The 22625-nt window shown below is 42.5% G+C and carries 11 protein-coding genes; all 11 read left to right on the forward strand.

What is annotated here, in order from left to right:
* Window positions 1-826: 826 nt before the first annotated feature.
* The 11 genes from ACF8CV_RS12620 to ACF8CV_RS12670 all read left to right on the forward strand — a co-directional run bounded on the left by ACF8CV_RS12620 (window position 827) and on the right by ACF8CV_RS12670 (window position 22426).
* Window positions 827-1006, forward strand: coding sequence for a hypothetical protein (locus tag ACF8CV_RS12620; RefSeq protein ID WP_206383821.1), 180 nt, complete (start codon window positions 827-829; stop codon window positions 1004-1006).
* A gap of 502 nt (window positions 1007-1508) precedes the next feature.
* Entirely contained in the window at window positions 1509-2993 is a 1485-nt protein-coding gene (locus tag ACF8CV_RS12625; RefSeq protein WP_140079436.1) for a sigma-54-dependent Fis family transcriptional regulator, read from the forward strand.
* 61 nt (window positions 2994-3054) lie between these two features.
* Entirely contained in the window at window positions 3055-6504 is a 3450-nt protein-coding gene (locus ACF8CV_RS12630; RefSeq protein ID WP_206926135.1) for a DEAD/DEAH box helicase family protein, read from the forward strand.
* A 119-nt stretch (window positions 6505-6623) separates the two neighbouring features.
* Entirely contained in the window at window positions 6624-8201 is a 1578-nt protein-coding gene (locus tag ACF8CV_RS12635; protein ID WP_206926134.1) for a class I SAM-dependent DNA methyltransferase, read from the forward strand.
* A complete protein-coding gene (locus tag ACF8CV_RS12640; RefSeq protein ID WP_392417275.1) occupies window positions 8198-9322 on the forward strand; it encodes a restriction endonuclease subunit S in 1125 nt (374 codons plus the stop codon). Before ACF8CV_RS12635 ends, ACF8CV_RS12640 begins: the two co-directional genes overlap by 4 nt.
* Before the next feature lie 51 nt (window positions 9323-9373).
* Window positions 9374-10840, forward strand: a complete 1467-nt coding sequence (locus tag ACF8CV_RS12645) for an AAA family ATPase (protein ID WP_206926132.1) — start codon at window positions 9374-9376, stop codon at window positions 10838-10840.
* Window positions 10840-11730 (forward strand): hypothetical protein, encoded by an 891-nt coding sequence (locus ACF8CV_RS12650; RefSeq protein WP_392417272.1) that lies wholly within the window; start codon window positions 10840-10842, stop codon window positions 11728-11730. Before ACF8CV_RS12645 ends, ACF8CV_RS12650 begins: the two co-directional genes overlap by 1 nt.
* Before the next feature lie 82 nt (window positions 11731-11812).
* Complete coding sequence (locus tag ACF8CV_RS12655; protein ID WP_206926131.1) at window positions 11813-11983, forward strand: hypothetical protein; 171 nt, start codon at window positions 11813-11815, stop codon at window positions 11981-11983.
* 6 nt (window positions 11984-11989) lie between these two features.
* Window positions 11990-12484, forward strand: coding sequence for an amino acid adenylation (locus tag ACF8CV_RS12660; RefSeq protein WP_206926130.1), 495 nt, complete (start codon window positions 11990-11992; stop codon window positions 12482-12484).
* A gap of 319 nt (window positions 12485-12803) precedes the next feature.
* Window positions 12804-16115, forward strand: a complete 3312-nt coding sequence (locus tag ACF8CV_RS12665) for an STY4851/ECs_5259 family protein (RefSeq protein WP_069501043.1) — start codon at window positions 12804-12806, stop codon at window positions 16113-16115.
* On the forward strand, window positions 16112-22426 hold the full coding sequence (locus ACF8CV_RS12670) for a DEAD/DEAH box helicase (RefSeq protein WP_140147251.1): 6315 nt from the start codon (window positions 16112-16114) through the stop codon (window positions 22424-22426). The genes ACF8CV_RS12665 and ACF8CV_RS12670 overlap by 4 nt, the downstream gene beginning before the upstream one ends.
* The last annotated feature ends 199 nt before the right edge of the window (window positions 22427-22625 follow it).

Raw genomic sequence — 22625 nt, forward strand, 5'->3', positions numbered from 1 at the left:
GCATTTTCATCATGCGTTGGTTTAAGTGATTAAGGTGGTATGCGGGAGCTTCGGCATTGTGTTGCTCACACCTTAACAGGGCGTTATACGACCCTGGCGAGGCATAATTCTCCCAGGGCTTTGTACTTTTATCATCTTGAATTATTTGAAAACCTAATTAGCATAAAAAATAGTATGTAAAGAGCAATGTTTGCAAAAATAAGGTTGTTTAAGTCATTATCTATTAAATTAAAAAATCGATGTTCATATATTTTAAAATAAGAAATGTATGAACGGGAAAATAGCAATAAACAACGTTCAAAAGCTTTGGTCGGTCTATAAATGCAGTGGGATTTATAGTCGTTAAATATATCTTTGTATTGTTTCGCAAAGAAGAAAGGAAGTAGAAAAAGGTAAAATAGGACGTATTGTATTGTTTCTGCCAAAATTAGTTCCTCTTATTAGTAATTATTGATTGGGTAAAATTCAGACGTAGAAGTGCCCTCGCTATTAATCTGCGCAGTTCATCTTGGTATAGTTGAATTTGTTTTATCCAGATAAACGTAGCTCTCGCTTTAGGTAGCGCAGTGCTAGAGGTCTAAATGAATATACTTAGGGAAAGGACCGACTCGTCAGTTTAATGAGTGGCTTATATATATTTTAACACTAATGATAATTATTATCAACAATGATTCGTATAACAAAGCGTTTAAGACGGATTCACAACGCTTGGCATTTTTGGTTTGAATCAACTTTAGTGTTTACGGCACAATAGATTAGGTAGGGTGGTAGCGTTGCTCACCACTTAACGCGGCGTTAGCACTACAAGGTTAATTTAGGAGTTCATATGACAACGATTTACAATGGTTTGGAATTCGATACTGAACTAGAAGCTATTTGGGCTTCTTTTTTTGATTTGGCAGGTTGGCAATGGTGGTATAACCCTGTTGCTATTGATAACTGGAAGCCAGATTTTAAAGTTACTTTCCCATGTGCTCACTCGAGTGTGGTGGTAGCCATACACTGATGGTGTCAGTTGTTCCAACCCGTGATTTAGAAAGTCAATCATCACATCCTAGCTTGTCCTACTCGTATGGTGTTTATGACAAAAACAAGCGATATATAGCAGATGGAGGTGCATTAGTCGGTATGTCTCCAATAGTTTCAAAATGGGAAATTTCTCATGGTTCAGGCGGTGGTGTTGAGGACGTATTTTTCCGAGTTGATAATGCAAATGAACTGTGGGAAAAGGCTGTAGCATCAATCATGTAGTGCTAACAAACTGTTTAAGAGGGACTTTAAATGTAGGTGTAAATATATGATTGTTAAGATATTTTCACTAACTAGATTCCGAGGGGGTAACAATTGGGGTGACAGCAGAATAAAGTGCGTAAATGTGATTCATGTCACGCAGTTCGTCTATTTTATTCATTGTGACATACTGCTCGATTGTGTTTAGTTGAATATCAACTAACAACCTATTGATGTAAACTCTATTGCCATAAGTAAAAATAGTTACGGGCGTAAAAATGGTAACCCTTCTCAGTTGGCTTGGCAGGACAGATCTTGATCAAATGAAGCAGGATAAGCCTGCTTCAATTGCAACGATCGCTCTTAGCGGAAAAACTCTAGATAGCATTATTATCCTTGCCAGTACATGGGAAGATGAATGGCACGACTATCAAGAGTGGTTGGAGAGAAAGCTAGCTTATGCAGGGCGCTCCAAGACCTCAGTGACTATCCAACGCGTTCGATTGGCATCACCAATAGACTATTCATCTATAACCCGGGTGATGCAAAAACAACTGAGTGAAGCTTCCTCTAACTCTGAACAAGTTTATCTTAACCTCACTTCTGGAACGCCAGCAATGGCTGTTGTTTCTGTCTTGCTCGGTAAGAGCATTGGGAAATGCCAGTTACTTCAAACATCACCCAAAGGTGAGTTAATTGAAGTTGATATACCTGTCGATTTCGCGACGGAATACACCAAATCCTCCACTAGCGCTATACAGTCACTAACATCAGACAGCCCTAAATTAAATCCCGCTTTTGAAGCTATAACAGCAAAGTCAGGCATCATGCAGCTTTTAGTGAAAAAAGCTCACAGACTTGCATTATCTGATTTACCTGCACTCGTACTGGGTGAAAGTGGATCAGGCAAAGAAGTCATGGCAACAGCAATTCACAATGCAAGCTCTCGCGCTGAAATGCCATTTAGAGCCGTTAACTGCGGTGCATTACCAGAGAATTTGGTCGACTCAATTCTCTTTGGTCACGTCAAAGGGGCGTTTACTGGAGCGGATAAAGATCACTCAGGGCTATTTGAACAGGCAAATGGCGGCACCTTGTTCCTTGATGAAGTGGGCGAGCTGCCACTCAATGTCCAAGTTAAATTACTTAGAGCGTTGCAACAAAAAGAAATTACGAGAGTCGGTGACGTTAAATCTAAGGTTGTTGATGTGCGCATTATTGCGGCCACGCACCAAGATTTGTTTCAGATGACATCGCAAGGAGCCTTTCGGGAAGATTTGTTTTACCGACTTGCCGTCGGGGTTATTGAAATGCCACCACTTAGAGCAAGAGCGGAAGACATTCCAGAACTCATATCAACACTAATGAGTGATATCAATCAACAGGCTAAAAAACATCCTCTGTTCAAAAGTAAGAAAATTTCCGCTGATGCAATAAATTTTGCAAAATCTTATCCATGGCCAGGAAATATTCGGGAGCTTTGGAATACTTTAAATAGAGCAGTTTTGTGGTCTGAATCGAATACGATTTCTGCCGAAGACCTCCGTTCGTCAGTGTTAAGTGCGGGAATGAGCCAATATTCACAGGGTGAATTTTCTGTACCAGGAGACATTCAGCAATATATTGATAATATTAAGAAAGATGCGGTTGAATTAGCATTAGAGTATAGTCGTAATAATAAATCCAAAGCAGCTGAAGCTCTAGGTCTAAAGAGTCATCAAACGTTAAGCGGTTGGATGACAAAATTAGGTATTGAAGAATAAGCAAGTAGGCTAAACAGGGTTGGCATACCCATTGCTCATTGAGGTCAGGAGTACAATAAGAGTGAAAACGTCAGTGAACTTTGAACATCTTAGAAAAGACTGGCCAGAACTGGCTGAACTGGGCGCATTTGCCGAAGCTTATGCAGTGACTGATCCTCAAAGCTCAATGGTTAAGCTTCGTTGCTATGTCGAAAAAATCGTTGGTTATCTTTACCGAGAGCTACGTTTACCTGTTTTGCCGAATGCGTCGGTTCACGACAAGCTGACCAGTGCCTCGTTTACTGCCATCATTCATAAAGATATTCTTGATAAGTTTCACGCTGTACGCAAAGGCGGAAACAAAGCTGCCCATGACGGATATGTCAATCAGCACGATGCGCTCTGGTTACTCAAAGAGTCTTACCTAATTGGTTGCTGGCTTTTCATCGCCTATGGCGATGGCTCCCAAGAAGAATGCCCTCGCTATACTCAACCTAATAATGCTCCGTTAGAGGGTGAGTCTAAAGCGGACTTTAAACGCAAAAACAAACAGCTGCAGCAAAAGCTCGCCCAGAATAATGAGCAGCTTACACAGGCATTAAAAGAGCTTGAAGAGGCGAAAGAAGCCCAGTTGTTGGCCCAGCAGACTGCTAGCAAGCTCAAGTTGGAAGTTGATCAAACCAAAGCTGATAAGCTAAAGCGCAACACCCTCAAGTTGAAAAACAGCTTTGACTTTAACGAAGCGGAAACTCGTAAACGTCTAATCGATTCTGAGCTAAGAAGTGAAGGCTGGGACGTTGCACTGGCAGAAGTAAGCACCGAACAAGTATCAAAAGAGTACGAAGTGGATGGTCAGCCGACTCAATCAGGCAAAGGTCGTTGTGACTACGTACTTTGGGATGACAACGGCAAACCACTGGCAGTTATCGAAGCGAAGAAAACCCGAGTGGATGCGAGAGCAGGGCAGGAGCAGGCCAAAATTTACGCTGATGCGTTAGAAAAACAAACGGGCCAACGTCCAGTTATTTTCTATACCAATGGCTATGACATCTGGCTATGGGATGATGTCCAGGGTTACGTACCACGCAAACTGTTTGGCTACTATTCTAAAGACAGCCTGCAATACCTGATCCAGCAGCGTGCGCTGAAGAAAGATCTCAACAGCACACCGATCGATACAGAAGTCGCAGGGCGACTCTATCAAATGGAGTCGATCACTCGTGTATGTGAACGATTTAGCGATAAGCACCGTAAAGCGCTGATCGTGCAAGCAACAGGTACGGGTAAAACGCGCGTTTCTATTGCATTGACCAAGCGTTTACTTGATGCAGGTTGGGCAAAGCGAGTGCTGTTCTTATGCGACCGTAAAGAGCTGCGCAAACAAGCTGCGAACGCATTTAATGAATTCACCAAAGAGCCGCTATTCGTTAAAGGAAAAAGTAAAAAAGATCTCGCGAGTAAAGCGCGTATCGTGATCGCGACTTACCCAGGTATGATGCAAACCTTCGAAGAGTTCGATGTCGGTCACTTCGATCTTATTATTGCCGACGAATCGCACCGTTCCATCTACAACAAGTATGGCGAGCTGTTTAAGTATTTTGATGCGCTGCAAGTGGGTTTGACGGCAACTCCAGTTGAGATGATCTCTCGCTCGACTAGCCAGTTGTTTGGTTGTGACTACAAAATGCCAACAGCGAACTACCCGCTAGAGCAAGCGATAGAAGAGGGTAACCTTGTTCCTTTCAAAGTCGTTTCCCATACCACCAAGTTCTTACGTGATGGCATTAAAGGCAATGAGCTAACTGATGAGCAGATAGCAGAGCTTGAGGATCAAGGTATCGACCCGAATGAGCTCGATTTTGATTCAAAGCTGGTCGATAAAGCGATCTTTAATAAAGATACCAACCGCCAGATCATCCGTAACCTGATGGAGCGCGGTCTTAAAGATGCCGATAACCAATTACCGGGTAAATCGATCATCTTTGCCCGCAGCATAAAACACGCAGAACTCATCGCGGACTTGTTTGGAGAAATGTACCCCGACCTTGGCGGTAACTTTTGCCGAGTCATCCACTCCAAATATGAACGTGCGGATGAATTGATCGACAATTTCAAAAGTGCTGAAGGCAACAAAGAAGAGATCACCATTGCGGTTTCTGTCGACATGCTCGATACCGGTATTGACGTACCAGAATGTATCAACCTCGTGTTTGCTAAACCAATCAAATCGAAAGTGAAATTTTGGCAAATGGTAGGTCGTGGCACCCGTTTGTGTGAAAACCTATACGGTCACGGTTTAGATAAAAAGCATTTCTTAATTTTCGACCACTGGAACAACTTTGAATACTTCAAAATGAACCCAGAAGAAGATGAAGGTGCAAAAGGTAAGTCTCTCGCGCAAAAGGTATTTGAAGCGCGGCTAAATTTGGCTGATGAGGCACTTAAACGCGCAGAAATGGATATCTTCGATTCGGTGATCCCGCAGATTAAAGCCGATATTGATTCGCTTAACGACAAAACCATCGAGGTGCGTGAAAGCTGGCAAATCAAAGCGCAGTTAAGTGATGAGAAAACTCTGCATCAAATGGCACCAGACACCAAAGAGTTACTGCGATCCACTATGGCACCTCTAATGCAATGGAAGCCGATTACTGGCGAGAGTGAAGCTTTGCGTCTTGATCTCCAATTCTTAGAGTTAGAGCTCATCAAACTCAAGCAGCCTTCCAAGGTCGATATTGTTGCGATGCCTATTATGGAAAAGGTAACCACACTTTCTATGCACCTTAACGAGGTGCGCAGCAAGGCCAATTCTATCAAGCAGGTGCAGCAGCCAAACTTTTGGAACGATGCTGACCATAATGTTTTAGAAACATGCCGAAGCGAGCTGCGAACGGTTATTCATTTGCGTGATAAAGGCGCGACACCGCCAACTAAGCCAACACCAGTATTGGACGTAAAAGAAGAAGCCGCTGAATATCGCACTGAAGAAGTGAAAACCGATATTGTGACGGTGGACTACCAGATCTATAAGCAGGAAGTCGAAAAAACGCTTTCACCACTGTTTGAATCTAACGAAGTGTTGCGGAAAATACGTGCGGGGCAATCGGTAACAGAAGCGGATTTAGATACGCTCAATGCGCTTGTACATACCCATAACCCAAGTGTCGATCTGGAAATCTTGAAAGAGTTCTTCCCTGAATCGACAGCAGGGCTCGATCAAATCTTACGTACCATCGTTGGAATGGACGCTAAAGCTATTGAGAAAGAGTTCACGGCCTTTGTGCAGCAAGTACATACGCACCTTAACTCAAGACAACAACGATTTATCGGCATGCTAAAAAATCACCTTTGCCGATATGGCAGTGTCGATATTGAGCAGTTGTACGACGCACCATTCAACCAAATCGATGATGCTGGTTTAGATGGAGTGTTCCCAATCCAAGCGCAAGCGGACGTGGTGGAACAGTTTGTTCGCCGCTTTAGTGTCCATTTGGGTGAGAAACAAGCAAGTGTCGAGAAAGTAGTGAATTAACCCTTTGGCAAAAGGAACCGGCTAAGTACACTACAACCAATTACATTGGTCGCTGCTTTTTCAGGTAAATAGTGAAACTGCCAGCGTCAATTGCCATAAAAGAATATAGAGAATAGATAATGATTACATCAGGCGCATTGAAGAGCCAAATTGACAAACTATGGGAAGAATTTTGGACAGGCGGGATCACCAACCCGCTAACCGTAGTTGAGCAAATCACATATTTGATGTACGCCCGCATGCTTGATATGAATGAGCGTAACGACGAAAAACGTAGTGCTCGTACAGGTAAGGCATTCTCACATAGATTCCCTGATGATAAGCAGCACATCCGCTGGGAAAACTTCCGCCACCTTGGGGCAGAGCAGCTTTACCCATTGGTAAAAGACGAACTCTTTCCGTATTTCAAAGAACTCACATCTGATGACACGCTGTTTGCAGACTTTATGAAAGATGCTCAGTTAATGATCCAAAAGCCATCGCTGTTAGTGAAAGCGGTTGAGCTAGTGAGTGAATTACCACTGGAAAACAAGGATGTAAAAGGTGACTTGTACGAGTATTTGCTGTCTAAATTGACTACCGCAGGTATCAACGGTCAGTTCCGTACGCCGCGCCATATTATTCGCGCCATGATTGAAATGCTCGATGTAGAAGAAACGCACCGAGTGTGTGATCCAGCTTGTGGCACGGGTGGCTTCTTGTCTTCGACCTACGAATACCTTTTAGAAAAGTACTCATCGCCTGAAGGTGTAGAGAAAGAGCAAGCGTTTGATACTGAAGGTAAGCCAGTACTCGACGTTCAAGGTAACCCGGTGTTTAACTACTTATACGCAGGTGACTTACTGTCTAACCGTTGGCATATTGATGAAGATATGTTCCATGGCTTTGATTTTGACTCAACAATGCTTCGCGTTGCGGCAATGAACTTGGTGATGCACGGTGTTAAACAGCCAGACATTCACTACCAAGATACCCTAAGCCAAAGTTTTATTGAGCGTTTCCCTGATGAAGCGAAAAACGGTTTTGATATCATCCTCGCCAATCCGCCATTTAAGGGTAGCTTAGATGAAGAAGATGTCGATCCTGCGATTCTAAAAGTGGTCAAAACCAAAAAGACCGAACTGCTGTTTGTCGCACTGATCCAACGTATGCTAAAAGTGGGCGGCCGCACTGCCACCATCGTCCCTGATGGGGTGTTATTTGGTAGCTCTAAAGCGCACCAAACGCTACGTAAACACCTAGTTGAAGATAACCAGTTAGAAGCGGTGATCTCGCTGCCAAGTGGCGTATTTAAGCCTTATGCGGGCGTTTCAACCGCTATATTAATTTTCACCAAAGGTGGCAGTACCAATAACGTTTGGTTTTATGATGTACAGGCTGATGGTAAGTCGCTCGATGATAAGCGCATCCCAGTCAAAGACAATGACCTGCCAGACTTGGTTAAGCAGTACAAAGCCTACCAAGCGGCGGTAGCCGATGGGCAGTCAACTGAACAATGGGCAGACAAAACACAAAAAGCCTTCTTGGTAGAGAAAAACGACATCAAAGCGAACAAATATGACCTGTCGATCAACCGCTACAAAGAAGTGGTCTATGAGCAAGAAAGCTATGAAGAACCCAAAGTGATTCTAGGTAAACTCAAAGCACTAGAGAATGAGATTCTGGCTGATCTTACTGAGTTGGAGTCGATGCTATGAGTTGGCCTTTAGTATCACTGCATGACTTATGCAGACCGAAGCAATGGAAAACTATAGCCTCAAGTAAATTACTTGAAAGTGGATATCCAGTTTATGGAGCAAACGGCACTATAGGCTATTACAGTGAGTTTACTCATGAACATCCTACTTTGATGATTACTTGTCGTGGAGCTACTTGTGGGAACGTCCATATTTCACGCCCGAAATCGTACATTAATGGAAATGCGATGGCTTTGGACAATCTAGATGAAAGTCAAGTATTTCTAAAGTATTTGTTTTATTACTTTAAAGCTCGTGGTTTTTCAGATGTTATTTCGGGTTCAGCACAGCCGCAGATAACGGGACAGGGTTTAAAGAAAGTTCAAATCCCACTCCCACCACTAGACGAACAAAAACGCATCGCTGCCATTTTGGATAAAGCCGATGCTATTCGCCAGAAACGCACACAAGCCATTGACCTTGCCGATGAGTTCTTACGCAGCGTGTTTTTGGATATGTTTGGTGATCCGGTGTCAAATCCGAAAGGGTGGGATACTAGTACATTAGACGAGTTGGCAATAGGGAAGTTTCAAAATGGGGCATATTTCCCTAAAGACCAATATTCAACGGAAGGTGTTGAGATGGTTCATATGAGCGATGCTTTTTATGATTACGTCCCAAGAGGCTCAATGAAGCGCGTAATAGTTGGTGATGCAGATCTTAAGAAGTATGAAGTAAACGCCAAAGATCTATTGATTTCTCGACGTTCTTTGAACTACGAAGGAGCAGCTAAGCCATCTCTGATAGAAGCTTCCGATGCCCCATTACTATTTGAAAGTTCATTGATTCGTATTACACCAAACCCTCAGTTAGTTAACAAGTTGTACCTCTTTTCCTATCTGTCAAACGAAATAGTGAAAGAGCATAAGATTCGAAAATATGTTACTGGCGCAACAATCAAAGGTATTAGTCAAAAGAACTTAGAAAAAGTAGAAGTGTTAGTTCCCCCTGTTGAGTTACAGGAAAAATTTGCTCAGATTTTTATTAAGATTGAAAAGATTAAAACTCAACTTCATCAACCTCTATTAAATAGGGATGTATTTGAGTCACTTTCCCAAAAAGCCTTTTCAGGCCAACTATAAATTTAAGAGGTATCTTCGGATGCCTCTTTTTTGATCAAAGGTTAGGTAATAATGAAAATAACATCACTTACCGTTGGTGGGTTCAAAGGTATTAAGAATAAAGCCACGATTCCACTCGCACCCATTACGTTGTTCTTTGGCGCGAACAGTACTGGCAAAAGTACCGTTTTACATGCATTACTGTATCTGTATGAAGTGGTCGCCAAACGTAATTTCGATGCGCAGTACAGCTCAATCGCCGGGGATTCACTATACTTTGGCGGTTTTCAAAATATTGTTCATGGTAAGGATTTAAATGGAGTTATAACCCTTGGCGCAACTTTGGATTTTAGAGATAGCACAACGGATATTTGGGATGATTATTTATCAGAGTCTGAACGTTGGTTGCTAGAGAGTACACTATTCTTCACACCAGATTCAGACGCTGACATTTTATCCTTCGAGTTAGATATTAAATGGGACCATACCAAAAACCGTGCGTACATCAGCCGATATGTATGCAAAAGCCACGGCATTGAGTATTTCAAAACAACAGCTCAAGCAGGTCGACCAGATTGCCAAATTACTCACTATCAACCATTACCGCGTTGGGAAGTAGATGAATCATTTAAAGTTGAAAATCTTTTTGATTCTGGCCAGTGGGAAGATGTCTCCATAAATGGTCAAGATGCGTTGCCGAATATCTACAAGAGGCTTGACCTATCTAATGCTCCTTTCGATTGGTCTAATGTTTTCGAAGACCACCCATTAGCTGCCCAGTTGTTTGCCGAAGCTGTTTTATCACAGGCTGCGTTTGCACCATTAAAACTATTAGTGAAAAAACTTGAAGACTTACTTCACATTGGGCCGTTACGTATTGTGCCAACACGAGCAACCGTTTTGAACAAAAAGACTAACTCTCAGCGTTGGTATGACGGAACAGCGGGCTGGGAGACCTTCGCCTTTTCGAGTGAAAGGGTAAAAGCTAAAACTAATGAAAAGTTCGTCAGTAGCCAGTTCTTCGGCACTAATTATTGCTTTGAGTCTCCAGCTTACGGCGAAGCAAGTTTGAGTGAAAAATCAGTTATTCTTAAAGACTCTCATACTGACATCCCTTTATTGCCTTCAAGCGTTGGTGTCGGCGTATCGCAAGTGTTTCCTTTTGTAGTTGCTACATCGCTTGAGCAAGACCATATCGTATCGTGCGAGCAACCCGAACTGCATATTCACCCAAAGTGGCAGTTAGCCTTAGGGGATATGATGCTAGAGGCAACTAAGAAAAACCCTGACCGTATGTTCTTGGTTGAGACCCACAGCGAACATTTGTTACTGAGGCTGTTAAAACGTCGCCGCCAAACCGCAGATGAAGAGATCGAATACGAACCATTTGGTTGTAAGAAAAGTGATGTACAGATAGTTTTCTGTGAGCAATCCGAGGGTAAAACTCGTTTAATTCCAATCAAAACAACTGACGAGGGTGAGTTTGATGCACCTTGGCCAAATGGCTTCTTTGAAGAAAGAAGGGAGGAGTTGTTCTGATGTTGCATTTGGAGTTTGCGGTTGCGCCTAGTCAAATTAATTCTTTGATGGATCTTGTGATACTGGAAGCAAGAATGGGCTACGAGAAAGGAGCGGTGTTATCGCGTTTTCCCAAAGCCTGGTTTAGAGAAGTCCCTCAGCAGCTCAATGCTGAACTTGATGGAACCAAACTAGATAGAGCAACTGAAAAGCTCAGAGCTTTACAATCAAGCAAGTTAGTTTCATTTGGAAGAACGTTTGACGGAGAAGGTTGGGTTGAGGCTGCTAGAAATAGCCACGATGCTAAGTTATTCCATCGGTTGGTTGAAGACTCCTTCAATGATCTGCCTGTATTTGTTCCATCACTTTTAGATTTGGAGGATGCGGACTTTGCGTATGTATCTCTTTACACGCGTGAAGCCGAGTCTTTAGCAAGTGCAGCTTCCGGTCTTCTCTTTGGCGCAGAAAAGGTAACAATCTACGATCCATATATTTGCGCAACTAAAGCTGGTAGCCGCAAGACACTATTGGAATTGATGAAGCTATGTGAGAAAGGTGAAGTAGAGTTTCACGTCTTTTCGGAAGAAGATAGAAAACCTGCTTGGGAGCTAACAGAGCAAGCTCTCGTTGAGTTTAAGGAAGCTATGCCTGAAAACATTAAGCTGTATTGGTATTGCGCCGATGATAAAGACTCGGGATTTTTACACTCTCGAGGTTTATTTACAGCGAAGGGTGGGCTTATTTACGACAGAGGATTCTCAGAGCCAGGCGCTGTTGACCAGATTCAAGAGTTGACGGAGATTACGCCGATGCCAATTGATTTGCTACAAGCAAAAGCTAGTTCTTATAACGCCTCTCTTCAATATGAAGATTTTGAACTTGTTAGAGGTGTGTGGTCTTCTCATCCTTGATTAGCAATTGGAGTTTGCAACTTGATACGATACATGTGGCTGGCACTATTAAACATTGTTTCGAGTAGCTTAGGATTTCTTTATGCAACTTCAACTCAGCGCTACCAATGCACTCAACAAATGGCTGAAAGCTGATTTCCCTCGTTTGCCAGTGGAAGAGGGCAAACAAGCCGGGGTTAATAAACTGAGCTCGGATGCCGCTACTATGAGCTGGCAGGTGCACCTGATTGAAAACCGTTACCAATCCTCATAGAAGACTTTGATCGTCTGCGAAGCCAACAGCCGCTTCACCTATTTTATTCCGCTCAATCGGATGATTTTCTCGCCCGACGAACTCGCTGAACGGTTAAAAATAGAGTGGCAATTTGCCTTTGTTGAAGCTTTGGAAACTTATGCTTTGGAAAGTAACGGCTTAATTAGCCATTATGACATCGCCACACTGCTATCAAAGCTCAATGACATTCAGTTCTCAACGAAGTGGATAAAAAACACCGACCCGAGTGTTAACGGCCATATAGCCGACGCCGCCCAATGGGTTACGCAAACCTTAGAGGAGAGAAATCTCGCTCGCTTAAGCCAGCCACTGGCATTTGAGATTTCTAGCTATATCAATTGCCAAACCAAAAGCATCAAAGTGAACAACAAGAAGCAGCGCTTCATCCCAATCGAGCGATTGCTTGAATACGTCCAGCAAATCACGGAAACAACCCCACCTTCTGTTGACATGAGTAATGTTGTTCCCTTTAGGCGCTAGCGATGTCTTCACACACTCCATTTTACTCTCTCAATGTAATATCAGTTACCATTAGTAATCTTTCTTGCGGCTTTTCTCGGTAACCTTGTACTAATTTCAATAAATACAACGGGATAAGTTTTGGCATGTAACTTGTCTTAGTTTTCTACTCAAAAGCTATCTATCGATACCGCACACATTTGAAGTTGTTGATTGTTATGTGACAAGTGACATACAAATGTGTGATGTGGAACGTTAGAGAGCGTTGTTTTTATTGATATCATGTGAATACACAATAAAAACATAGAACTTCCATTTCAATACAAAGGCTGGGTAAAAAATGGATTTGAATATTCCTCCAGTGGAGGGGCGTATCGATGCAACAAGTAATTCGATATTGCCTATCACTATCGATGATTGGTTGACGAGGCTTTTGCATAGAAACGAGTTGTCATTACCAAGTGGGCAACCACTTTACCAATATCACGTTACAGAATCGGAATATATCGAGTTGCGCGGTATTCTAAGACGGATAGGTAAACCTCAATCAAGCAAAAATTGGTGCGCTGCTTTCTCAATTTTTTGTTCAGAATGGTATCGTCGCTTTTACATGGGGGGCTGGACTTGGTTTGGGATTTGGGAGTCATTAGGCTATGAACTCGATGCTAACAGTAGACAGAATGTCGTTGAGCGCGGGTTAAAAGCGTACTGGGGACGTCCTATTAGCCAATATCAAGACGAGAGAAACAGCTATCTTGGTTCTTTGTTTAAAGAGGGCGGTCTTCCTTATGGGCTCCTTGCCAGTGAGGGTAGCCGCTTTCAGGCAATATTCAAACGCATATTAAAGTCTTATGAAGATGCAAAAGACTTTGGATATTCGCCAGTAGAATTAGTGACCGAGTGTATGGACTCTTTACCCGAGGCATTTAAACAAGAGACCACAGTTAACTTAATTACTCGAATGACTGAGTTGTTATTGCGTCTAACTGAAGACTACGATTTGGATGAACAGAACAATCCAGCTGCATATCTGGATGATAACGCTGGCGGTTGGCGTGAACTGTTTCCTATCCCATTGGACGGCAATGCTGGTAACGAATTTTTGTCTGGTTTGCTTTCATCTGCATCACAACAACATCGAAATAAAAAACAAGCAGATAAGAGGATTACATGCCAGCAATGGCTCGCTAATACATCAGAATTCCAGTTTGTCACCCAGATCAAGCTCGCCAAAATAGTAGATATGCCTTTTAGGCGTGAAGATACGGTTACTAGTCGTGTAGAGCTATTTATTTATGAAGGTTGTACGCCAATTGCGGAAATCGGCGTTGGTCATATTCATAGTGATACTGGCAAGTGTAGCGTCGTTTTAAGGTCCACGTCTTGTCGTTTCAATCGAGTTGACCCAAAACAAACGCTGTACCTAATTGTACTTCAGGCAGGTAAGTTACTTCATAGAGAAGAAATATCTAATTCGGAAATAATGATTGGTGAGGTACCGGTAGTACTATGTTGCATCGATGAAAAAATGATGTTTGTTGGTACAGGTAGCATTAGTACTCGAGCGGAGTCGTTGACCGTGTTATGTCCACCAAATGCGGTACTAGATGAATCAGAAGCTAAAGATGCAAATATTAAGACAGACTATGGTTATACCGTAGGCACATTTAGCGGTACGTTGAAAGTCTCTGTGGATAATGGGCTTGAAATAGATCGTTACCTGATAAAGACCTCAGCGAACAACACTCAGTATGATGATGTCAGAATAGATGGAAAAATACTTCCGTTTAGTACCGAAAAAGGCCAGCCAGTTTATCTGGGGTTACCCAAAATTACTACGCAGGACATTTGCTCTCAGGTTGTAGTGGCAGGTGAGCCCGTGGGTGGGGGACATAAGGCAAGCATTTTTGGTTTACAAAGTATAAAAGTAAAGTCCACTAAAGGTCACACGCTTTTTCAAAAGAGATTAGCGATTTTGCCCAAGTCATTTGAGATCAGGTTAAGCTCTTCCGAAAACGCAGACAGAGGGAATATTGAACTCCATTGCATGAACCGATTTACCGTTAAGGTATTGAATGCTGCAGTTGATGTAGTCGCTCGTTCAACAGAGTATGGTAAATGCCTAGAGATCATATCAGCTTTAGGTATGCCTCCTCGTGAGCTTTTGTTAGAAATCACGACCAATTTAATGGCTGCTCCGGTTGTGGTAAGCGTGCCTTTTCCTTCAACGGGTGTTTTAGCTTACGACAAGGATAGCAATAAACTGCCCCAGTTACTGACAGTGGCGGACTTGCTGGGTAGTCGGCTTATGTTGTTTCCTAGGCTGGGTAAAAAACAGTGCAGCTATAAGATTGAACTTAGCTCTCCGAACAGTTCTCGACAGGCTTACTACTTATGGGAATATAAGGTTCAGGATCAGCCACTAGAAATCAGTTTGTATGAATTTAGACATAATGTACGAGAACTATTGGCTACAAATGGGAACCTGGATGATCTAGTCAGACTTGAGATAAGCGGGGCATGTAAGACTGTGCAATTTCAGATTGGACGCTATTCTTCTATGACTCAATTTGAAAACTCATGCATCAAGTTTGAAGGTGCGATTAAGGATTTTGGTAAGATTAAGCCAGTGCTAATTGATCTTACGAATCCAGCGGTTCACCCCAAACCATTGACCCAAAGAGAGTCTCAAGGTGTAGCTACTGGTATTTTTGAGCTTTCTTCGTCTCCTGAAAATCCATCTCTAATCGTACCATCACCTGATTCTGAAGTAGCATTTCGAGCTAGATTTGTTCCCGGAAGTAAAAATACTGAGAACCGAAACGATGTCCGAAGCTTACAGAAAGCCACAACAGTTTGTCATGTCAATCCTAATGCTATAGATGAAGTGTTGGGGCAAATGGTTGTGGATTTTGAGCATAGTGGCTGGACATTTCTTACTGACCTTGAAACAAGATTTGGCTATTTGCCGCTAGCAACGTTTGAAATCTGGAAGTCAGTAGTAAAAAGGCAGGACGTATTGGCAGCACTGGCATTTCGGTTTGACAACCCTATTCCTATGATGAGTAGGTTGCAGTCTGAGTTCAACGTAATGTGGGAGCTAATACCGATCATTGCTTGGAAGCGCGTTTCTCAAAATTTCATTCAAGGAATTCGTGATGACGGTTACCCAGAAAGGATTGTCACGAAGCTAATTAACCAGAAGCTAGACGATATATCGCAAATATGCCCTGTTTTCGAATCTGATTGCAGACATTTGGTTCTTGATAAAGCAATTATCCCTCAAGAGAATCTCAGAGGCGTACTACAGTACTTCTCGGCTCATTCAGTATCGGAAGTTAGAAGCTTACACACTAGTGACCGACGCTGGCCGACGATGTTTTCAAACGATATAGAAGAGTGGTGTCTCGACCATTACCAAGACCTTGTGACATTTTCTATCCCCGATGGTAAAGGTTTTCAAAAGGCGGTGTTGTACTTTCCATTGTATGCATCAGCTTTGGTTTTACAAAAAACAACGCTTTCCGAAATTGGTATTAGCGATGAGCCTGCGAATGAGTTTTTTCTTCGCCAGCTCATTGAGTTTGACCGTCAGTGGTTTGTTCCTATGTATAAATTATTACTTTGTATTATGGCTGGTGAGAGAAAATGAAAGGCTATTTTTCAACATTAAAACAACAAGCAAACAATCGTGCGAAAGAGTCAACATTGAGTGTTCTCGGTATCAGCAACCCCTCATTGCGTAACCACCTAAGCGAACGATTTGAAACAGTTGAGCCCTTTGTTCATGGCCCTGTTTTTGAGCAAACCTTTGCCTGGGAAGAAAGTAAAGTTCAAATGAGCGATCTGGTCTCAGAAGGACTCCTTTCAAAGGAGCTAGTAACAGCATTAGACGATGATATTAACGGAAGGTATGCATTTAAAGCTAAGTGGTCTCCATTCAAGCACCAGCTTGCGGCATGGCGAGACTTACTCAACCCAGAGCCTAAATCTAGAATTATTACCAGTGGTACAGGTTCGGGGAAAACCGAGTGTTTTATGGTTCCTGTCCTTGAAGACTTGGTGCGGGAAGTAAAAACCGAGGGGAAAGCACTAAAAGGCGTAAGAGCGCTATTCCTTTACCCTTTAAATGCATTAATCAATTCACAGAAAGAGCGTCTAAACGCTTGGACGCAACATTTTGAAGGTGATATCCGCTTTTGCTTGTTTAATGGCAATACTCCCAATGACCCAAGCGCTAGCCAGAGTCAAATACAGATCAAGCAGCCGCAAGAAGTGTTGTCACGTAATCTAATGCGCGATAACCCAGCTCCAATTTTGGTCACGAATGGAACAATGCTTGAGTATATGTTGGTGAGACAAGCTGATGCTCCTATTATCGAACAATCGAAAGGAAAATTAAGGTGGATTGTTTTAGATGAAGCGCATACTTACGTGGGTTCTCAAGCTGCTGAACTTGCGTTGCAACTTCGCAGGGTAATGCAGGCGTTTGAAGTAGAACCGGAAAATGTACGTTTTGTGGCTACATCGGCAACAATCGCTGGATCAGAGGCTGAATCACAACTTAGAACGTATTTAGCTGAGCTTGCTGGTGTAAGTGAGGCTCAAGTTGATGTTATTGGTGGTAAGCGAGCAGTACCGAAACTTCCTGATTACCCATTTAATAACAAAGATATCTCAGTCCTAGAGAGCATTGACCCTGACGGAGAGTTGCCTGAAAACAAAAAAGATGTCCAAGACCCTTATGTTTCGGCAAGTCGCTATCGAGCGTTATGTGAATCTGAAATTGCGAAAAGGATAAGATCTGCGTTTACGACCAACGACTCTAGTCCGCTACTCTTTTCTGAGTTAGCCAGTAGTTTAAGTCCAATCAATTTGACCGAGAATGAATTGTATCGTTGGTTAGATATATGCACTGGAACGAAAGAGTCATACGATAGAAATGCACAACCCTTCCTTAAATTGAGAGCTCATTACTTTCAACGAACTTTAAACGGACTTTGGGCTTGTATTGACCCCAATTGCTCTGAAAAGTCAGGCACCCATCTCAATCGAGATTGGCAGTTTGGTCAGGTGCTTAGTGAGCAAAGACAGAAATGTGACTGTGGTGCGCCGGTACTAGAGCTGTCATTTTGTAGCGAGTGTAATGAACCGCACTTGTTAGGTGTAGATAAGAGCGGGGTACTTACTCAATGGACAGGTAAGGTAAGTGATGAGTTTTCTCTCTTAGAAGAGGGAGAAAAACACATAGATGAGGAAAGAACAGACCAATATAGCGCTCTTAAAGCTAGCGATAGTATGCTGGTTCTCTCAGCTACTGAAAACCAAGAAAATATGTTTTTTGAAACTATTTATGACCACGATGGCAAAGAAGCGAGTGTTAAGTCGGGCAGTATACGGTTAGCTAAATATCTCGATGACGGAGAGCAGTGTAGCAAATGTGGATTCTCAGGTAGAGGACAACATGCTAAAGCATTACGACGAGGCTTATTAGGAGCTCCATTTTATACAACAACCGCTGTACCAACCGTTTTGGAGTATTGCCCCGATATCGAAAAAGATAAAGACACTGGCTACGGACCATTAGATGCTCCAGGGCGAGGTCGTCGCCTTATTACTTTTACTGACAGCCGCCAGGGCACTGCGAAAATGTCAGTTCAAATGCAGCAGGAAGCGGAACGTTCTCGACTACGCGGTTTAGTTTTCAAGGAGTTAAGGAAGCACGTTGAAGAGGAACTTGCGATCGATGATGAGTTGTTAGATATCGTTCGTCCATATATCGAGGATTCAACGGTTGAGGATATCGAAGAATTTATCCTTATTGCAGGGAAGAGGAAACCACAAGTTGCTGAAGCGCTAATTCAATACCTTTCAGCACTCGAGAAAGGAGCGTCAAGGTATTCTCCAAAAGCGATTTCTTGGAAGGAATTAGCCGATAGAATTAGCATGGATAAGGATTTACAGAACTCAATTTTGACAGAGAATAAGAGACTGTCTCCTGAGGTGTTTGACGTAACCACTGGCTCTTTAAAGCTCGCTAACATGTTATTGACAAGAGAACTTGCTAGGAGACCGAAGTTTAAAAACAACCTTGAAACACAAGGATTGATAAGGTTTGTTTATCCAGAAGTTGAAAAACTAAGTAAAGCTCCGGAGCAATGGAAAGAGAAAGGTGGTTTGACTCTGTCTGACTGGAAAGACTACCTAAAAGTCTGCCTTGACTTCTTTGTTCGTGAAAATACATACGTGAACATAGATAGGGAGTGGGGACGTTGGATCGGGATGCACTTTGCACCGAAAACCCTCATAGCTCCAGATTCAAAAGAAGAAGAAGAGAGCCGCATTAAGAAGTGGCCTCAGATAAATAAAGGTAGAAAAATTCAACAAAGATTGATCACGCTGTTGCGTGTAGCAACGGGTATCGATATAGAAAAAACGGAAGGAGAGCAGTTAATTAACGGGTGGTTGCAGGATGCTTGGAAGACGTTAACCAAATTGCAAATTCTTAGAGATTCAACTTCAGACAAACAATATAGCCTTGATTTGAGAGAAGTTAGTTTTGCTTTGTTAACTGAAGGGTTTATTTGCCCAGTTACAAATAAGGTGTTGGATACAACCTTTAGAGGCTTAACACCATACATTCCAGCGAATGGTAACTATTCAGACTATCAGTGTACTCGCGTTAACCTTCCACCAATTTGGAAGTTTGAAGGTAGCGATCGAGGGTATGACGAGTCGCTCCAATCAATACGTGCTGATATTGAGGAATCGCAGGAAATTCGTTCACTTAGAGAGCAGAATGTATGGACGGATATCAACGATAGAACCGTGGAAGGTGGTTTTTATTACGCAACTGCTGAACATTCGGCGCAGCAATCGGCAGAGCGCTTGGCAGACTACGAAGAGAAGTTCAAGAGTGGTAGGAAGAACGTTCTCAACTGCTCAACAACTATGGAAATGGGGGTTGATATTGGTGGTATTACTGCTGTTGTAATGAATAATGTGCCACCGCATCCGGCTAACTTTCTTCAACGAGCGGGGCGTGCTGGCCGTTCAAAAGAGTCTAGAGCTCTCAGCTATACGATATGCAAGAATAATCCTCATGACACATTAGTCTTTAATAACCCTAAATGGGCATTCACCACATCCATCCCTGCACCGCATGTTGAATTTAGTTCTAAGAAACTTGTGCAGCGTCATGTGAACTCCTACTTATTAGGACGCTATCTGGTCGATGTTATAGGCCCAACAGATAAAGAGAAGATTAACCTGAATCTTGAATGGTTTTATCTACCTGACATTGGGGTTAAGTCAGTTGCGGAACGTTTTGCTCTTTGGGTTATGAGTCTTGAAAATTCATATCTTGATGGTGTCAAAAAGTTAGTTAAGGGGACTGCTCTGTCGGGAGTGTCGCCTGACATTTTAGTAAAGCAGACTGCTAAAAAAATTCTAGAACTCAGTGAAAAGTGGGTTGGGGAATATAAATATATTCAGACAGAGCTTAATGATACGGCTCCAAATGGCCCATATGCTCATAAGCTCGACAACGAGAAGTCTCGCTTATGTAGAGAGTATCTGCTAAGGGACTTGGCAACAAAAGCATTTCTACCCGGTTATGGCTTCCCTACCGATGTTGTAAGTATAGATACGGACAACGTAGCTGATTATATTCGTGAGAAAAAATTCAAAAAGAACAAGAATAAGCTTGAGCGTGAAGACAACGTGTCAATTAACCGTGGCCTCCCTTCTCGAAACTTGTCTGTAGCTATTCGGGAATATGCACCAGGTTCGGAAATCGTCATTGACGGTAGAGTTCATCGTTCTGCTGGAATTTCTTTGAATTGGCAAAATGTTCATGTTGAAGGCTCAAGAGATGTCCAGAAATTTGATCTTGCATGGCGTTGTCCTCACTGTGGTCAGACAGGGTATGAGTCTAATCTGAATAAACAAGTTAACCTCGAGTCATTAACGTGCAGTAATGTAATGTGTGGAAAAGTTATCCCTATAGATAATGAGTACAGGAAAAAAGTTATCCAACCCACTGGTTTTGTGACTGATTATTATATTGAGCCGACTAACAACATTGCGCATCAAACCTATGTTCCAGTGCAACCTGCTTGGGTAAGTGCTAAGGGGGTTCCTGTACCTTTACCTGTCTCTGAATTAGGTTATATGATTACTGATCATCAAGGTAAAGTGTTTCATTATAGCTCGGGAATGAGTGGGACTGGATTTGCACTGTGCATGGCTTGTGGGCGGGCTGAATCTATGACATCAACGGGAGAGCTACCAAAAGCGCTAAACCTTGAACGTACACATAAGCCACCGCGGCCAAGTAAGTTTGCCAAAGATGAAAATGATCGGCACGGGGATTGTGATGGCTCAGGAAGAGTACTAGAAAGCATTCATCTTGGAGTTCATTCACAAACTGATGTGTTCGAGTTAGTTTTAAAGCACCCTGACACTGGAGAATATATCCCTGATAGTGATGAAGGTAGGGTCATTGCAACATCACTTGTTGTAGCGTTACGAAAAGCACTGGTAAAGACTTTAGGCATCTCAGTCAATGAAGTTGAATACAGTGTACGCCCAGCGGTTGTTGGTGAAAGTCAGCATGCGATGGTTTTACAGTTGTTTGATAGTGTAAGTGGTGGAGCTGGTTTTGCTACATCCACATCACATCACATTACTCAAGTATTGCGTCAAATGTTACGAGAGCTTGAATGCCCCAAGGCTTGTGATGCATTTTGTCCGGATTGTTTACTAGAGTCGGATTCAAGACACGACACCGACAAATTAAACAGACAGATTGCGCTCAAATGGTTGGGCGATAATTTTACACACCATTTAAATTTACCATCGAAGTATCAACGATTGCTAACTGAAGCTGAATATTGCCCTTTGAGCATTAAGGAGCAGCTTACATCCGTGGTTGCTGGCCAGGTTAGCGAAGTGAAGTTTGTTTTATCAAGCAATATAGAACGTTGGGATACGTCAGTAAACTTGCTCAAATCTCGAGTTTACGAAATGTTGAGTAATAATATTGATGTGTCATTTGTTGTTCCAGACGTCGATTATCCAGACGACATAAAATTATTCTTGGAGAACATCAACAATATAGGCGCGTCACTATACCTTACCAAGGACGATACTGGTCTGATGGTATTTCAAGCGCAAACTGATGTCGGCTGTTTTTCTTTAGCTAACCTAGAGGATAGTGCGCGAATACCTGGTATTGAATGGCTAATGTCTGACGATATCTCTGTCATCTCAACTGTTGAACCGGAACTTTCGGTAATTCCATACACTATCGAAGTAGAACCAGAGAACTTGTCTCAAGTTGGGGCTATCCAGATAGAAGCTCTCAAAGAGCTGAATGGAACGCTGACTCAATTAGGTGGGCGATTTAAGCAACTGGTGTGTGATAGTGATAGCCGTGTGAAGGAACTGCTATCGAGTGATGTTATAAAAAATGTGCATTATTCAGACCGTTACTTGCAAAGCCCGTCAGCCGTAATGCTGGTATCTGAAGCAATAAAGGGCTTGGTTTGTGGACATCATGATTGTGAGGTGTTGGTAGATACCTGTTTTGATGAAAAGAACGGAAGACCGCCAGCATTTATCAGTCACGATTGGGACTACAAAGCAGACTTTAGACAGATTTTTCAGGCTTGGTTAGAGAATGCTACTGGTAGAACAACTAAGATAAATATCGTTGAGGGCAAAAAGACAATTCAACATAGAAGGGTATTAACCATTAGCTTTGAGTCAGGTAACACAGTTCAGATAACTTTAGACCAAGGCTTTGGGTACTGGTGGCTGGAGTTAATGCATGGCTTGCACCGATTCGACTTTGAAAGAGATTGTCTCGATCAAGTTAAAAGAATGCTCGAAGTGCAAAAAAAGGCAAGCGTTAATAACAGTGCAGATTGGCCAACGTTAATAACGACAAGCTTGCTTTAGTTTGAAACTTCATGGCAATGGCAACTCGCAAATAAGTGCTTCGATTTGGCAATATAGCTAGCGACTTGAAACCGCCATCCATAGGGTGGCGGTTTTTTATGCACCAATAAGCAATAGTAAAATAAATAACTAATGGTAATATTATTTACTTTATATTTTTATGGGTTAAAGGTTATATACAATAAAAACAATGACTTAA

This window comes from Vibrio sp. zbq_1, from assembly GCF_043102935.1.
Lineage (GTDB): Bacteria > Pseudomonadota > Gammaproteobacteria > Enterobacterales > Vibrionaceae > Vibrio > Vibrio parahaemolyticus.

Excerpts from the sequence above, each read along its gene's own strand:
- ACF8CV_RS12645 (WP_206926132.1), top strand. The coding sequence starts at position 9,374 with ATGAAAATAACATCACTTACCGTTGGTGGGTTCAAAGGTATTAAGAAT.
- ACF8CV_RS12625 (WP_140079436.1), top strand. The coding sequence starts at position 1,509 with ATGGTAACCCTTCTCAGTTGGCTTGGCAGGACAGATCTTGATCAAATG.
- ACF8CV_RS12670 (WP_140147251.1), top strand. The coding sequence starts at position 16,112 with ATGAAAGGCTATTTTTCAACATTAAAACAACAAGCAAACAATCGTGCG.
- ACF8CV_RS12650 (WP_392417272.1), top strand. The coding sequence starts at position 10,840 with ATGTTGCATTTGGAGTTTGCGGTTGCGCCTAGTCAAATTAATTCTTTG.
- ACF8CV_RS12655 (WP_206926131.1), top strand. The coding sequence starts at position 11,813 with ATGCAACTTCAACTCAGCGCTACCAATGCACTCAACAAATGGCTGAAA.
- ACF8CV_RS12620 (WP_206383821.1), top strand. The coding sequence starts at position 827 with ATGACAACGATTTACAATGGTTTGGAATTCGATACTGAACTAGAAGCT.
- ACF8CV_RS12640 (WP_392417275.1), top strand. The coding sequence starts at position 8,198 with ATGAGTTGGCCTTTAGTATCACTGCATGACTTATGCAGACCGAAGCAA.
- ACF8CV_RS12635 (WP_206926134.1), top strand. The coding sequence starts at position 6,624 with ATGATTACATCAGGCGCATTGAAGAGCCAAATTGACAAACTATGGGAA.
- ACF8CV_RS12665 (WP_069501043.1), top strand. The coding sequence starts at position 12,804 with ATGGATTTGAATATTCCTCCAGTGGAGGGGCGTATCGATGCAACAAGT.